This window comes from Butyricicoccus sp. AF18-9LB (assembly GCF_027684505.1).
GTDB lineage: Bacteria > Bacillota > Clostridia > Oscillospirales > Butyricicoccaceae > Agathobaculum > Agathobaculum butyriciproducens.
Genome location: NZ_JAQCWA010000012.1, coordinates 1 through 13,970, shown reverse-complemented (window position 1 = coordinate 13,970; position 13,970 = coordinate 1). Strand labels below are relative to the sequence as shown.

18 protein-coding genes and 1 tRNA gene are annotated in these 13,970 nt (G+C 55.8%); all 19 read right to left on the bottom strand.

Features of this window, described 5'->3' with window-relative positions:
* Position 1 precedes the first annotated feature (1 nt).
* Complete coding sequence (atpD, locus tag PGY33_RS08650) at positions 2 to 1,399, bottom strand: F0F1 ATP synthase subunit beta (RefSeq protein ID WP_119190336.1); 1,398 nt, start codon at positions 1,397 to 1,399, stop codon at positions 2 to 4.
* A 111-nt stretch (positions 1,400 to 1,510) separates the two neighbouring features.
* A complete protein-coding gene (atpG, locus tag PGY33_RS08645; RefSeq protein WP_118480253.1) occupies positions 1,511 to 2,374 on the bottom strand; it encodes an ATP synthase F1 subunit gamma in 864 nt (287 codons plus the stop codon).
* Positions 2,375 to 2,395: 21 nt separating this feature from the next.
* On the bottom strand, positions 2,396 to 3,901 hold the full coding sequence (gene atpA / locus PGY33_RS08640) for a F0F1 ATP synthase subunit alpha (protein ID WP_270478226.1): 1,506 nt from the start codon (positions 3,899 to 3,901) through the stop codon (positions 2,396 to 2,398).
* A 5-nt stretch (positions 3,902 to 3,906) separates the two neighbouring features.
* A complete protein-coding gene (gene atpH, locus PGY33_RS08635; RefSeq protein ID WP_110436665.1) occupies positions 3,907 to 4,455 on the bottom strand; it encodes an ATP synthase F1 subunit delta in 549 nt (182 codons plus the stop codon).
* 6 nt (positions 4,456 to 4,461) lie between these two features.
* Complete coding sequence (gene atpF, locus PGY33_RS08630; protein WP_118285957.1) at positions 4,462 to 4,965, bottom strand: F0F1 ATP synthase subunit B; 504 nt, start codon at positions 4,963 to 4,965, stop codon at positions 4,462 to 4,464.
* Between the two features lie 126 nt (positions 4,966 to 5,091).
* Entirely contained in the window at positions 5,092 to 5,349 is a 258-nt protein-coding gene (atpE, locus tag PGY33_RS08625; RefSeq protein WP_117490611.1) for an ATP synthase F0 subunit C, read from the bottom strand.
* A gap of 54 nt (positions 5,350 to 5,403) precedes the next feature.
* Positions 5,404 to 6,126, bottom strand: coding sequence for a F0F1 ATP synthase subunit A (locus tag PGY33_RS08620; RefSeq protein ID WP_242988059.1), 723 nt, complete (start codon positions 6,124 to 6,126; stop codon positions 5,404 to 5,406).
* Between the two features lie 4 nt (positions 6,127 to 6,130).
* Positions 6,131 to 6,505: an ATP synthase subunit I gene (locus PGY33_RS08615; protein ID WP_110436662.1), complete on the bottom strand. Its 375-nt coding sequence runs from the start codon at positions 6,503 to 6,505 to the stop codon at positions 6,131 to 6,133.
* Between the two features lie 5 nt (positions 6,506 to 6,510).
* On the bottom strand, positions 6,511 to 6,768 hold the full coding sequence (locus PGY33_RS08610) for an AtpZ/AtpI family protein (protein ID WP_158557226.1): 258 nt from the start codon (positions 6,766 to 6,768) through the stop codon (positions 6,511 to 6,513).
* Between the two features lie 343 nt (positions 6,769 to 7,111).
* Entirely contained in the window at positions 7,112 to 7,522 is a 411-nt protein-coding gene (locus PGY33_RS08605; RefSeq protein WP_117750885.1) for a hypothetical protein, read from the bottom strand.
* 147 nt (positions 7,523 to 7,669) lie between these two features.
* Positions 7,670 to 8,815: a D-alanyl-D-alanine carboxypeptidase family protein gene (locus PGY33_RS08600; RefSeq protein ID WP_147356921.1), complete on the bottom strand. Its 1,146-nt coding sequence runs from the start codon at positions 8,813 to 8,815 to the stop codon at positions 7,670 to 7,672.
* Between the two features lie 444 nt (positions 8,816 to 9,259).
* Entirely contained in the window at positions 9,260 to 9,628 is a 369-nt protein-coding gene (locus PGY33_RS08595; protein ID WP_118480257.1) for a CPCC family cysteine-rich protein, read from the bottom strand.
* Positions 9,621 to 10,376, bottom strand: a complete 756-nt coding sequence (locus tag PGY33_RS08590) for an exodeoxyribonuclease III (RefSeq protein WP_118480259.1) — start codon at positions 10,374 to 10,376, stop codon at positions 9,621 to 9,623. The genes PGY33_RS08595 and PGY33_RS08590 overlap by 8 nt, the downstream gene beginning before the upstream one ends.
* A 12-nt stretch (positions 10,377 to 10,388) precedes the next feature.
* On the bottom strand, positions 10,389 to 10,772 hold the full coding sequence (locus PGY33_RS08585) for a VOC family protein (RefSeq protein WP_110436655.1): 384 nt from the start codon (positions 10,770 to 10,772) through the stop codon (positions 10,389 to 10,391).
* Positions 10,773 to 10,781: 9 nt separating this feature from the next.
* Positions 10,782 to 11,948, bottom strand: a complete 1,167-nt coding sequence (locus PGY33_RS08580) for an aminotransferase class I/II-fold pyridoxal phosphate-dependent enzyme (protein WP_118480261.1) — start codon at positions 11,946 to 11,948, stop codon at positions 10,782 to 10,784.
* 5 nt (positions 11,949 to 11,953) lie between these two features.
* Positions 11,954 to 12,676: an alpha/beta fold hydrolase gene (locus PGY33_RS08575; RefSeq protein WP_158575161.1), complete on the bottom strand. Its 723-nt coding sequence runs from the start codon at positions 12,674 to 12,676 to the stop codon at positions 11,954 to 11,956.
* Positions 12,677 to 12,678: 2 nt separating this feature from the next.
* Positions 12,679 to 13,149 (bottom strand): VOC family protein, encoded by a 471-nt coding sequence (locus PGY33_RS08570; protein ID WP_117490698.1) that lies wholly within the window; start codon positions 13,147 to 13,149, stop codon positions 12,679 to 12,681.
* Between the two features lie 157 nt (positions 13,150 to 13,306).
* Positions 13,307 to 13,552: a hypothetical protein gene (locus PGY33_RS08565; RefSeq protein ID WP_118480265.1), complete on the bottom strand. Its 246-nt coding sequence runs from the start codon at positions 13,550 to 13,552 to the stop codon at positions 13,307 to 13,309.
* Positions 13,553 to 13,754: 202 nt separating this feature from the next.
* Positions 13,755 to 13,830 (bottom strand) — tRNA-Lys (locus PGY33_RS08560).
* Positions 13,831 to 13,970 lie beyond the last annotated feature (140 nt).

Here is a 13,970-nt window from a genome sequence, read left to right as displayed (position 1 = left end):
ATTATGCCCCCTTCTTAGCCTTCTCCACTACCTCGTCGATCGTGCCGGCAAACAGGAACGCCGACTCAGGCAGATCGTCATGCTTGCCGTCGAGGATCTCGCGGAAGCCGCGGATGGTCTCAGCGACCGGCACATACTTGCCCGCCATACCGGTGAACTGCTCTGCAACATGGAACGGCTGCGAGAGGAAGTTCTGGATCTTACGGGCACGGGCAACGGTCAGCTTGTCCTCGTCGGACAGCTCATCCATGCCGAGGATGGCGATGATATCCTGCAGGTCCTTGTACTTCTGCAGAATGGACTGCACCGCACGGGCAACCTCGTAATGCTCCTTGCCGACAACGTCCGCCGACAGGATACGCGAGGACGAATCCAGCGGGTCAACCGCCGGGTAAATGCCCATGGATGCGATATCACGCGACAGAACGACCTTTGCATCCAGATGCGAGAACGTGGTAGCCGGAGCCGGGTCGGTCAGGTCATCGGCAGGCACATAAACAGCCTGTACGGACGTGATCGAGCCCTTCTTCGTCGAGGTGATTCGCTCCTGCAGCGCGCCCATCTCGGTTGCCAGCGTCGGCTGATAGCCTACGGCAGACGGCATACGGCCGAGCAGCGCGGATACCTCCGAGCCGGCCTGCGTGAAGCGGAAGATGTTGTCGATGAACAACAGCACATCCTGACCCTCGACATCGCGGAAATACTCCGCCATGGTCAGACCGGAAAGTGCAACGCGCATACGTGCTCCGGGCGGCTCGTTCATCTGGCCGTAAACCAGCGCGGTCTTGTTGATAACGCCGGATTCCTGCATCTCGTTGTACAGATCGTTGCCCTCACGGGTACGCTCGCCGACACCGGTGAATACCGAAATACCGCCATGCTGCTTTGCGATGTTGTTGATCAGCTCCATGATGATAACGGTCTTGCCGACGCCTGCGCCGCCGAACAGACCGATCTTGCCGCCCTTGGCGAACGGCGCGATCAGGTCAACGACCTTGATGCCGGTCTCGAGGATCTCGGTCGTGGACTGCTGCTCCTCGTAGGACGGCGCCGGACGATGGATCGGCCAGCGCTCCTCGCCCTCGACCGCCGGCTTGTTGTCCACCGGCTGACCGAGCAGGTTGAAGATACGTCCGAGGTTCTTGTCGCCTACCGGCACCGTGATCGGGCTGCCGGTATCGACTGCCTTCATGCCGCGCACCAAGCCGTCGGTGGATTCCATTGCGATGCAGCGCACGGTATCCTGACCGATGTGCTGCGCAACCTCGACCGTGATGATCTGACCGTGGTTGTCGATCGTAATAGCATTCAGCAGCTTCGGAAGCGCGTCAGCGGCAAATTTAATGTCAAGCACCGGTCCGGTAATCTGGACAACGGTGCCAATATTCTGCTCACTCATTGGCAAAACTCCCTTAATTCAGTGAGGAGTTAGGAGTGTGGAGTTTCCCTTTGGTTTATCGAGTCTGCTGCGAATAAAGCATGCCGCAGCACTCCTACCTCCTAACTTATTTTAAGCTCCTACCTCGCCCGAGCCGGCTACGATCTCCGTAATTTCCTGTGTGATCGCTGCCTGACGCGCACGGTTGTAGGACAGATTCAGATTTTCGATCATCTCGCCCGCGTTATCGGACGCAGCCTCCATTGCCATGCGGCGCGCGGACTGCTCGGAGCAGTAGCTTTCGACTACCGCGCCGTACAGCACGCCGTACAGATACTCCGGAATGACTGCATCAAACACGCTCTCCGGCGAGGGATCGTATTCGGTCAGAACATGGGCGCCTGCCGGCTGCTTGTCTGCCGCGTCAAAGTGCGCAGGCAGCAGCTTGAGGCACTTCGGCTCCTGCTGCAGAGGGGAGATAAACTCCGTGTAGCACAGGAAAACCTCGTCCACCCTGCCCTCGCGGAACAGCTTCAGCATGTCCTCCACGATGGGATGCGTATCACTGATGCGCATGGTCTCGGCAATGCCGGGATAGTCCGCCGCCACCGTTACCGGACGCTTTGCGTAATGCTCCTGCGCCTTTTTGCCGATGGTGATGACCTGTGCCTGCTTGCCCTGCATCTCGGCAGCGGCGAGCTTGAACAGGTTGGCGTTGTAGCCGCCTGCCAGTCCGCGGTCGCCCGCGATGACGATGTACAGGCTGTTCTTGACCTCACGCGGTCTGGTATAAACCGATTCGCTGCCGCGGGTCGCGCCCGCAAGGCGGGTGATGGTCTGATACAGCGCGTTAAAGTACGGACGGGCCCCGAGGGCACGCTCCTTCGCGCGGCGCATCTTGGAGGACGCAACCAGCTCCATCGCCTTGGTGATCTGCATGGTGGACTGCACCGATTTGATACGGCGCTTGATGTCCTTCATATTTCCGGAAGCCATTTTCAGTCCCTCCCTTTCGCGTTAGTGCTCGGAAAGGAACTTACTCTTGCATTCCTCGATTGCCTTTGTCAGCTTTTCCTTCACATCGTCCTCCAGCTTGCCGGTGGTGCGGATGGACTCCGGAATGTCGCCGTAAACGCTGTCCACGAAGGAGAACAGCTCCTTCTCGAACTCGCCGATCTGATTTGCCGGAATATCGAGCAGTGCGCCCGAAACAACGGCATAGATGATGATAACCTGCTTTTCGACCGGAATCGGGCTGTTCTGCGGCTGCTTGAGCACCTCTACGATGCGCGCGCCCTGTTCCAGACGCTTCTTGGTGTCCGCGTCCAGGTCGGAGCCGAACTGCGAGAACGCCTGCAGCTCACGGAACTGCGAGTACGCCAGCTTGAGCGTACCGGCAACCTTCTTCATCGCCTTGATCTGCGCGTTGCCGCCGACGCGGGATACCGAAATACCCGGGTTTACCGCCGGACGGATACCGGAGTTGAACAGCTCGGTCTCGAGGAAGATCTGACCGTCGGTAATGGAGATTACGTTGGTCGGGATATACGCCGAAACGTCGCCTGCCTGCGTCTCGATGATCGGGAGTGCGGTCAGGCTGCCGCCGTTCTGGATGTTCGCTGCACGCTCGAGCAGACGGGAGTGCAGATAGAATACGTCGCCGGGGTACGCCTCACGTCCTGGCGGACGGTGAAGCAGAAGGGAAAGTGCACGGTAAGCTACCGCGTGCTTGGACAGATCGTCGTAAATGACCAGAACGTCCTTGCCCTTGTGCATGAAGAATTCACCGATCGAGCAGCCCGCGTACGGTGCAATGTACTGCAGCGGTGCAGACTCGGATGCGGTTGCGGCTACGATGCAGGTATAGTCCATCGCGCCGTTGGCCGCGAGCGTTTCTGCAACCTGTGCAACGGTCGAACGCTTCTGACCGATTGCTGCATAGATACAAATAACGCCTGTGCCCTTCTGATTGATGATGGTGTCCAGACAGATCGCGGTCTTGCCGGTCTGACGGTCACCGATGATCAGCTCACGCTGACCGCGGCCGATCGGGATCATGGAGTCAATCGCCTTGATACCGGTCTGGAGCGGCACATTAACGGGTGCACGCTCGATGATGCCCGGTGCGGGCATTTCGATCGGACGGCTCTCCTTGGTCTCGATAGCGCCCTTGCCGTCGATCGGCTTGCCGAGTGCGTCAACAACGCGGCCCAGCATGGCTTCACCGACCGGGACCTCTACGATTCGCTTGGTGCGCTTTACCGTGTCACCCTCGCGGATATTCTGGTCCGAGCCGAGGATAACCGCGCCGACCAGTTCTTCCTCCAGGTTCTGCGCCATGCCCTGCACGCCGCCCGGGAATTCGAGCAGCTCGCCTGCCATGCAGTTTTCAAGGCCATGGATATGCGCGATACCGTCACCGACGGTAACGACAGTACCTACGTCGGTCAGCTTGATCTGGCTCTGATAATGCGTGATCTGCTCCTTGATAATGCTGCTGATCTCTTCGGAGCGCAATTCCATAAAAATCACCTGCTTTCCTGTGTACCGGTCAACCGTGCTGCAAGCTCTTCCAGACGGGTGCGCAGGCTGGTATCGAACTGCTCGTTGTTCACCTTAACAACGATGCCGCCCATAATACTCGGATCGACCGAGCATTTCAGCTCTACCTTTTTACCCGTAACCTGTTCCATCTTGCCGCGCAGCTTGTCGGTCAGCGCCGCACTCATCGGCACCGCCGTGACCGCCAGCACCTCTACGATGCCGTTTTCAAAATAATACTGCTCCTTATATGCCTGACACATCTCGTGGATAAGGCCGATGCGGCCCTTATCCGTTACGAGCATCAGGAAATTGAGCAGAAAAGGCTCGATACGTCCCTCGAACACGGTTTTGAGGACCTTTTGCTTGTCCTCCGCCGCGATAGAGGGCGTTGTGAGCATTTTGAGGAAATCCGGTTCGCTGTCAAACGCCGCGCACACCTCGGTCAGCTGATCGAGATACAGCTTTTCCTGCTTCTCGTCCTGCGCGACCTCGTAAAGGCTCAGTGCGTAGCGCTCGCTTACCATATCCGCCATGTTTGCTCACCCCACCTTGTCAATAAAGTCTTCGATAAAGCGTTCGTGATCCTCCGGCTTTACATCGCGCTCCACGATCTTGGAGGCGATCATCACGGACAGATCCGCAACCTCATCCTTGAGTTCCTTGTGCGCCTTGATGCGCTCCTGCTCAATGACGCGCTCGGCCTTCTTGACCATAGCGGATGCCTGCTGCGAGGACTCGCGCAGGATCTCATCGCTGCGCTCTGCCGCACGTCGGGTAGCGGAGCCGACGATCTCGGCAGCCTCCTCCTTCGCCTTGGACAGACGCTCGGTGTATTCGCTGCGCATCTGCTCGGCCTCGCTCTGCGCCTTCTCGGCGTTGGAGTACATGGACTGTACCTCCTCGCTGCGAGCAGCGAGCATCTTGCGCACCGGCTTGTACAGAAACTTCTTGATGATCAGGAACGTGATGAGCGTGTTGCACATCGTCACGAGGATCTCCCACCAGCCGATGCTAACGAACGCTTCATATAATGCTGCTGTCACTGGTTTACCTCCTTCCCAAACGGAAGAATCCGTTTCGTCTTTTCAATCATAGACCGCTCAATACGCGCGGTCTATAAAGAGGCAATATTTCAACTGGCAAACCCAGTTGGGATATTGACGCTTCCCTTAAAACTGACTAACAAACGGATTGGCAAACAGCAGGATCAGCGCGATAACCAGCGCGTAAATACCGGTGGACTCTGCCATTGCGATACCAAGGATCATGGTACGGGTGATATCGCCCTGCGCCTCCGGCTGACGGCCGATTGCGGAGCACGCCTGACCGGCGGCATAACCCTCGCCGATACCAGGGCCAAGGCCGGCGATCATTGCCATACCTGCACCAAGAGCGGACATACCTGCTACGAATGCTTTGGGATCCATACTTTTCTTCCTCCTAATTCAGATAACGAAATTGGAATTTGTTTTTTCTTCACGTCAGCTGTTTCTTGCGTCACCCACATAAGCCATGGTGAGCATACTGAAGATGAACGCCTGCATGCAGGCCGTGAAGCAGTCAAAATACAGCGACAGCACACCGGGCAGACCGATCTGCAGCAGCGCGATATTATCGGGCAGGAAACCCAATACCGCATTAGACAGCACCTTGAGTGCGCCCATGATCAGCGTAGTGATGACAAGGCCGCCTGCCATGTTGCCGAAGTGACGGAACGACATGGAGACCGGCGTTGCGATCTCGCTGAGCACGTTAAGCGGCGCCATGACGAAGATCGGCTCGAGGAAACCTTTGAGGTAGCCCTTGATGCCGCCGTACTTGATCTTATTGAACGTGATCAGCACGAACGTGATGAGCGCCCAGCCGAGCGTGGTGTTCAGGTCTGCCGTGGTAGAGCGCATCCAGAACAGGCTGGCCAGTGAACCGAACAGCGAGCTCATCATCAGCGTCATAATGTACGGCGAGAAAGCCTGACAGCCTTCACCCATCGTGCTTTCGACCAGACCGTCGATCATCAGCACCGCCTTTTCGGCCAGTGCCTGCTTGCCTTTTGGGATCTTCTGCATGCGGTGTGTTAAAAAGATACACAGGAACAGGATAAACGCCATGATGATCCATGAGTTTCTCATGGTCTCCGTGATCGGCAGATTGGTATTGCCGAACAAATAACCCAGTATTTTAGGACCGTTTATTTCGACGTTCAACCGTTTAACCTCCTTTCCGCTGAACTGCGTGGCGCCAGAGGAGCAGCGCCTTGGTGAAAAACAGCGGAATGACCGCTGCAGCTGCGTTCAGATACGGCAGCTTGATCGCCGCGATAACGAACACCGCCGTGAGCATGTAGCGAACTACATAGCCGCGCCGCGTAATGCGAATGCCCTGTGCCGGCGGAAAGGCGGTTGCCCTTACCGTGCTCCTGCCGATCATATAGAACAGCAGCAGCGCGAACGCCGTACCGAGCAGAACGCTTGCGCCGGACCGAGCGATACCCTGTCCGCAAAGAGCGAACACACCGAAGGTCACCAGCGCCAACGGGAGCATGCCGCGCAGCATGCGCTTCGTTTCCTCATAAACGATGTGCATTTCCGTCACAGCTCCTTTTCTTTCTCTGCGCTTTCTCTGGCTTTGCGCTCGGTAAATCGCAGAAAGTCACGCAGGCTGCAGGCTGCAACCGCGATACCGAGCAGGATTCCGATAATCACCACACCGTTGCCCCAACCGAACCGGTTGCGGAGCCATATCGCTCCGAAGCAGCAAAGCACCGGCGGTGTGATCACTGTGAAGCCTACCTGAGAAAAATAGATCAGGTAGCGCAGCACACTAAAGCCTTCTTTCCCTCTTTGCAATCGCATTCCCCCTTCATGAACGCCATAGCAACATTGTACAAAATGCAGCGTGCTCTCTCGGCACGCTATATTACTTATTATAAACAACTTGCCCAAAAAGTAAAATACTTTTGCTCAGAAAAGCTAAATATTTTTTGTGACTTTGTGTCGTATCATACATTCTGCACAAATTATTCTTATTAAGTATATGTAAAATGCCAGATTGTCTTTTTTATCACAAAGGGAAAAAGACGCAGCATTCCCCATTGTTTTTTTCTTACCAGCCCGGCTGCGGGCAAAAGAAAAAAGCAACGACTTTCATCGTTGCTTTTTTGTGCTTGCGATATGTATTTCCGTTTAAGGATTACAGGAAACGCTTCATGCCTTCGGTAGCAGACTCCGGCTCCTCGCTGAGCGAAACGGTGAAGTTTACGCTGTGCTTGGAAGAGAATGCGTCCAGAGCGACGAGGAACTCCTCAGCCTTGGCTGCGTCCTTGCCGCCGATGATCTTGTACAGACCGTCGATGAAGACACGGGTGATATCGTAGTTGCCGGCATGCAGACCGCCGACAAAGCCGAGCAGGCTTGCGATGTCGCTAACCGGATAATCCGCTGCGTCGATCAGACGCGCGTCATGCGAGATATCGAAAGTCAGCTTGTTGCCGCGGGAAATGCAAACGACACTGCCCTTTTCTTCTTTTACTGCAGCGTTGACCTGATCAATAAGCTCCTTGGTCTTACCGGAACCGGTACCGCCAATAATAAGTTTTACCATAGTTTTTATCCTCCCAACCTTTGAGGTTGCTATTAGTGTACCATAGTTTAGCCAAAATCACAAGTCCGAATTGCAAACTTTCCGTCATTTTGTATGGTAATTTTCTCAGCCTTTCCAATTTTGTTCGGAAAACGCCGGATTTTGACGTTATTTTTCATCTTTTACAACATTTCCTGCAAGGCCGCGCACAAAGGAAATAAGCAGCTCAGGCAGTCCGAGCGCGTCCACACCGGCTTGGGCGATGATGGGAACGGTCAAAACCGTCTCTCCGCCGGCGGATACCGTCATTTCGCCCAACCGCTGACCGGCCTGTATCGGCGCGGTGAGCGTCTCCGGCAGGTCGAACGCGGTCTGCATATCCCCTGCTTTCGTCTTTTCGATCACGAACGAATCACTGCCCTCGAGCACCGGCTGCACGGTCTCCGCGGTGCCGAGCGTCACCGGAATGGGTGCCAGATCGTCAGCCGCAGGCGTGTACGCCGTGAAGTTGGCAAAGCCGTAATTGAGCAGCGCGGTCGCGTCCGCTGTGCGGTTCTCCTTGGTGGGCGCCGCCATCACGACCGCTACAAGGCTCAGTCCGTCCCGCTCGGCACTTGCAGAAATGCAGAAGCCGGCCTCGCGGATGTAGCCGGTTTTGAGACCGGTCAGACCCTGATAGCTTTTGAGCATCTTGTTCGTGTTCGCCAGACCGAATTTGCCGCCGCGCACGGTGTCCATCCAGATGCCGGTGTACTCCAGTATTTTCGGGTGGCGCAGCAGCTCGCAGGAAATAAGCGCAAGATCGCGTGCCGAGGTCAGCGTCTTTTGACCTTCGCCGTCCAGTCCGTTGGCGTTGACGAACGTTGTGTTCGTGCAGCCGAGTTCGCGTGCGCGCGTGTTCATCCGTTCGACAAAGGCGGCCTCTGTGCCCGCCAGATGCTCCGCTACCGCAACCGCACAGTCATTCGCTGAACCGACCGCAATCGCCTTGAGCATTTCATCCAGTGTCAGCTGCTCGCCCGGCTCCAGCCAGATCTGCGTGCCGCCCATCGAGCAGGCGTACTCACTGCCGGTTATCATGGTGTCCAGTGTCACCTCGCCGCGCTCGAACGCCTCCATCGCCAGCAACATGGTCATGATCTTTGTCACCGACGCAGGCTGCAGCTGCTCGTCGGCGTTATAGACGTAAAGCTCCTGCCCGTTTGCCGCATATAGTGCCGCCGATTTCGCGTAGAGCGCGCCCATTTCGGGCAGCGCCGCCGCCTGCACCGTAAACAGACCGCTGAGCAAGGCGGCACAGATTAATTTCCGCACATCCACTCACCCTTTCAGCATAGCCTATGTGCGGCGGAACGCAATTATGCAGTCAGGCAGGAGTTAGGAGTGAGGAGGTTTCCTTAATTAGTAATTAGGCGTTAGTAATCGGCGGAATCTGGTGTGTTCTTCCAGTATTCCGGATTTCTTGGCGAGAAATCGCTATTTCTTGGCGAGAAAGTACACAGTGAACGGGATTTATCGTACGGAAAATCCACAGAGCAGAGAAGAGTACAGAAGAGCAGAGAACAGTACAGTAGAGCAGACCAGAGCAGAGAAGAAAAGAGTAGATAGTACAGCAGAGAACAGCAGAGCAGAACAAAATTGAGAATGGAAAATGACTGACTGATCCTGATTTGACGGTTCTGATGGAGAGAGTGAATTTATTTCTCTGAATAAAAAAATGGAGAACGACCTACCCTGAGGTTCATTCTCCATCTTCCATTATCCATTCTCAATTATCTTCCACGGTGCGACCGTACCGAACGAATGAAAATTCCACCGGGCCTCGGTGAGCGACAGCCCATGATTCTGGTCGCTCGGCTTATCCGGCTCACCTTCGACATCGTAATCAATCTCCCAGCCGCACATCGGGCAGATATAACCCCAGGAAGGATTCTCGGGGATCTCTGCGCCGCAGCACGGACACGGCTCGGTCGGCGTTTCCGGCAGCCAGCTCATATCCGGCTCGGGTTCCTCGTCCTCGGATACGGCATCCGGCCGAAAGTACGGGTCGAGCACCTCCTCGTCCTCCCGCTCCTGCACGCCGTCGAAAAACGCCTCCGGCAGAAAGGCATACTCGTCCTTATTCAATTTCGATCAGCACCGGACAATGATCCGAACCGAACACGTCGGTCAGGATGCGCGCGTCCTTAACCCGCTGGGCAAAGCGATTGGACACGAGGAAATAGTCGATACGCCAGCCTGCGTTCTTCTCTCTGGCGTGGAAACGGTAGCTCCACCACGAATACACGCCCTCGAGCGTGGGGTTAAAATGGCGGAACGTATCCGTAAAGCCTGCGGCGAGCAATTCGGTCATCTTGCCGCGCTCCTCGTCGGTGAAGCCTGCGTTCTTGCGGTTGGTCTTGGGGTTCTTGAGGTCAATTTCCTCATGCGCGACATTCATATCGCCGCACACGATGACCGGCTTCTCCGCATCCAGCTTTACCAGATACTCGCGGAAGGCATCCTCCCACGTCATGCGGTAATCCAGACGCTTCAGCTCATTCTGCGAGTTGGGCGTATACACGGTAACGAGGTAGAATTCGCCGTAGTCGGCGGTGATGACACGACCCTCGTGGTCGTGCTCCTCAATACCAAGACCATAGGCGACGCTCTGCGGCTCGGTCTTGGTAAACAGCGCCACGCCGGAGTACCCCTTCTTCTCTGCCGAGTTCCAGTATTCGCGGTAGCCGCCCTCAAGCGGCACATCAGCCTGTCCCGGCTGCATTTTGGTCTCCTGCAGGCACAGCATATCCGGCTGCTCGGCGGCGACGAAATCAAGGAAACCCTTGCCCATGCACGCACGCAGGCCGTTTACATTCCATGAAATCAGCTTCATTTGCGTTCTCCTTCACGCTACGATGCGGACGGTATTGCCGTCCGGGTCGAGCACAAAACTGCCGTAGCAGCCATCCTTGCCGACAACAGGGCCATCCGTGATCTCATAGCCCTCCGAGCGCATCTGCTCGGTCAGCGCGTCCACGTTCTCGCGAGTGCCCGCCTTGAACGACGTATGCGCCCAGCCGGTCCACAGACGCGAGTGCTCGGCATCCTCAAACTGCGGACGGGTCACAATTTCAAGCCGTGCGCCGTCAGCGAAGGACACAAAGCACGCCTGCGTGCCGGTCTCCTCATTCTGATACAGCTTGCCCGCCGTACCGTCAAAATATTTGGTGTAAAATTCACACAGACGCTCTAAATCACGCGTGTACAGTGCAATATGGTCGATCTGCATAACAGAAACTCACTCCTTTACAATACCGCTCTCGTCAATGCGGCGAACCGCCTCTGCCATGCGCTCGGGCGGAACGACAAGCGCCATGCGGACGTAGCCTTCACCCTGCGCACCGAAGGCGCTGCCCGGAACCACGATAACGCCGGTCTTTTCCATCAGCTCAATGGCGAAGTCCACCGAGGACGCAAAGCGCTCCGGAATCTTCGCCCAGACGAACATGGTGCCCTGTGCATCCGGCACGTTCCAGCCGATCGAGCGCAGACCGCCGCACAGCGCGTCGCGGCGCGCCATGTAGCCGGTGCGGTTGCTCTCTACCACATCCTGCGGACCATTGAGCGCGGCAGCCGCACCCGCCATGATCGGGTAGAACATGCCGTAGTCGATCTGCGAGCGAAACGCGCGGAAACGGCTGATGACCTCGCGGTTGCCGAGTGCGAAGGACACGCGCATGCCGGTCAGGTTGTAGGTCTTGGACAGCGAGTTGAACTCAATGCCGACCTCCTTCGCGCCCGGAATGGACAGGAAGGACAGACCCTTTTCCCCGTTCAGCATAATGTCGGAATACGCGTTGTCGTGCAGAACAATGATGTTGTGCTCACGCGCCCAAAGGACCAGCTTTTCGTAGAACCTGCGATCGGCAACGGCGGTGGTCGGGTTGTTCGGATAGGAAACAACGATCGCCTTTGCACGCTCTGCCACGTCCTCCGGGATATCGTTAAAGTCCAGCTGCCAGTTTTTCTCGGCGTACAGCGGGTACAGACCGACCGTTGCGCCGGTCATCATTGGGCCGAACGAGAAGATCGGGTAGCCCGGGTCCGGTGCAAGGATCAGGTCGTTCGGGCCGGCGAAAGCAAAGCCAACGTGTGCAATGCCCTCCTGCGAGCCGCACACAGCCATGATCTCGTCGTCGGCAAGCGTGACGTCATAGCGGCGCTTGTACCAGTTTTCTACGGCGTCGAGCAGCTCGCGCGTTTCGTTCAGCGAATACTTGTACATATCCGGGTCGAGTGCAGCGCGGCTGACGGCCTCCATCACATGCTTTCCCGGCTGAAAATCCGGCGTGCCGATGGACAGATTGATGACGTCCATGCCGCCTTCGAGGAGCGACTTCTTGCGCTCGTCGAGCTTGTTGAAAATATTGCTGTCTGCGATTTCTCCCGCTTTGATGAATTTCATGCTGATTATCTCCCAAGTAAAAATTCTATAACCGTCCGGTTGAAGCGGGACGGCTGCTTTGCTGCAACAAAGTGGTCACCGTCGCGGAAAACCTCCACTTCACAGTGGGGAATGTGCGAGGCCATCTCCTTTGTCTGCTTTTCGCGTATTGCATCGTGCTCGCCGACGATGATGAGGGTCGGCATGGTCAGCCGCTCCAGATCGTTCATCGTCACCCCGTACGGGTGCACCATCAGTCCGAGCACATCCCTTCGGCGCGCCGCCTTTTTGCTGAAATGGCTCAGCGCCGCAGCAACACCGTAGCCTGCCATAACGGGCAGCTGCACCTGCGGCTTGACGCCGCTGAACATCTCCACATTGGCCGCGTTGAGGATGAGTTTATCTATATATTCCGGGTGCGTCAGTGCGAATTTGATCGCCAGATTGCCGCCGTCCGAAAAGCCGAGGAAGTGCGCTTTTTTCACGCCGAGCGTGTCCAGTACGGTTTTGAGATCCTCCGCCATCATTTCAAACGACAGGCCGTGCCCGCCGCTCCCGGAGGCGCCGTGCCCGCGGCTGTCCACCGCAATAACGCGGTAAAAGCGGGTCAGCTCGGGTATCTGGGCGTTCCAGTACGAGCTGTCCTCGCCGTTGCCGTGCAGCAGCACAAGCGGCTTTCCTCGGCCGACATCGTAATAAGCAATCCGGGCATCGCCGCACACGACGAATTCCGGTTCATAACCGAACATATCTATTTCAAACCCTTTCTGCATTGCTCCACAAAATCAGTCGGGTGATGGATGAGAGCGGCGGTTTCCTCCACGGAACGGCCCTCGTCCAGCAGGCGAAGTGCGATGTGCTCCATGGACTCACCGACCTCGATCATATGCCAGTCCGGGTCGTACAGGCGCACCACACGCTGCTGCCACGCATGCGTCATCGGCGGATGCACCAGTTCCACGTCCAGGTGTCTGCGCAGCTTTTCCGTGAACGCGTCAAAGTCGTCCACTTCAAAGTAAAGCTCCATGTTGTGCGACTGGTGCAGGATCGTGGATTTGGGCACGCCGGTCAGCCTGTCAAAATCCTGCTGAACGGAAAAGCCGCCGGAAAACGTCACGTTTCCGCCTAAATCCAGCACAACCTCCTGATCGAACAGATCATGGTAAAATTTCTTTGAAATCTCCACATCACGCACCGCCAGCAGCGGCATTCGGAACTTTATCATAGTGCAGCCTCCATCAACCCAAACCAAAAGCGGAAAATCCGCTCGGAATAGAAACTAAATTTTCTGTTTGGCTTCTATTTTATCACATTTTGATGAATCGGTAAAGTAGGCATAGAAAAAGGGAATGAATTTTACTTCATTCCCTTCTTTGCGATCAGATTGTCGCAAGAACGCTCTTTGCAAACTCCAAATCCGCACGTTTAACGTAGATTTTGTAAACGACTCTCGCCTCGGCATTCATGCCGAACGTGCCGGACGAACGCCGGTTTTCGAACAATCCGCCGCTCATCAGATCGACAGTTTTCGTGGCCGCATCTATGCCTTTCGCGCTGAGTGTCTTAACGATTTTGTCCATCTCCGCCATGGTGAAAACTTCGGTAAGCTCTGTTTTGAACAGCATTGCATTCCCTCCCTGTGCAATTCCGTAAATGGTTATCCTGCCTTGTGCTTATCATACCCCGGAGAGTGCGGCTTGTCAATCGTCATACGACAGCCGGATTACTGCTTTTAATAAACAGGCGCGAGGAAAAAAGAGGCAACGGTGTAAAATTAAATTGAGACATAACAAAAACCCGGGCTTTCGTTAAAAAACTCGGGTTTCGTGGTACACCATCACGGGCTCGAACCGTGGACCCACTGATTAAGAGTCAGTTGCTCTACCAACTGAGCTAATGGTGCATACTTTTCTTCGAGAAGAAAAGTATGCAAAAGAAGCTTTACCTGCGCTCACGCGCTATCCTCTTCGCTGTTTTCTCTCTCAGAAAACTTTTTAGAAGGTCTTTACACCCTCAAAACTGAACAATCCTACTCGCAAGCTA

Excerpts from the sequence above, each read along its gene's own strand:
- atpG (WP_118480253.1), bottom strand. The coding sequence starts at position 2,374 with ATGGCTTCCGGAAATATGAAGGACATCAAGCGCCGTATCAAATCGGTG.
- PGY33_RS08585 (WP_110436655.1), bottom strand. The coding sequence starts at position 10,772 with ATGCAGATCGACCATATTGCACTGTACACGCGTGATTTAGAGCGTCTG.
- atpA (WP_270478226.1), bottom strand. The coding sequence starts at position 3,901 with ATGGAATTGCGCTCCGAAGAGATCAGCAGCATTATCAAGGAGCAGATC.
- PGY33_RS08580 (WP_118480261.1), bottom strand. The coding sequence starts at position 11,948 with ATGAAATTCATCAAAGCGGGAGAAATCGCAGACAGCAATATTTTCAAC.
- PGY33_RS08605 (WP_117750885.1), bottom strand. The coding sequence starts at position 7,522 with ATGGTAAAACTTATTATTGGCGGTACCGGTTCCGGTAAGACCAAGGAG.
- atpD (WP_119190336.1), bottom strand. The coding sequence starts at position 1,399 with ATGAGTGAGCAGAATATTGGCACCGTTGTCCAGATTACCGGACCGGTG.
- PGY33_RS08615 (WP_110436662.1), bottom strand. The coding sequence starts at position 6,505 with ATGCACATCGTTTATGAGGAAACGAAGCGCATGCTGCGCGGCATGCTC.
- PGY33_RS08575 (WP_158575161.1), bottom strand. The coding sequence starts at position 12,676 with ATGTTCGGTTATGAACCGGAATTCGTCGTGTGCGGCGATGCCCGGATT.
- PGY33_RS08590 (WP_118480259.1), bottom strand. The coding sequence starts at position 10,376 with ATGAAGCTGATTTCATGGAATGTAAACGGCCTGCGTGCGTGCATGGGC.
- atpE (WP_117490611.1), bottom strand. The coding sequence starts at position 5,349 with ATGGATCCCAAAGCATTCGTAGCAGGTATGTCCGCTCTTGGTGCAGGT.
- atpH (WP_110436665.1), bottom strand. The coding sequence starts at position 4,455 with ATGGCGGATATGGTAAGCGAGCGCTACGCACTGAGCCTTTACGAGGTC.
- PGY33_RS08565 (WP_118480265.1), bottom strand. The coding sequence starts at position 13,552 with ATGCTGTTCAAAACAGAGCTTACCGAAGTTTTCACCATGGCGGAGATG.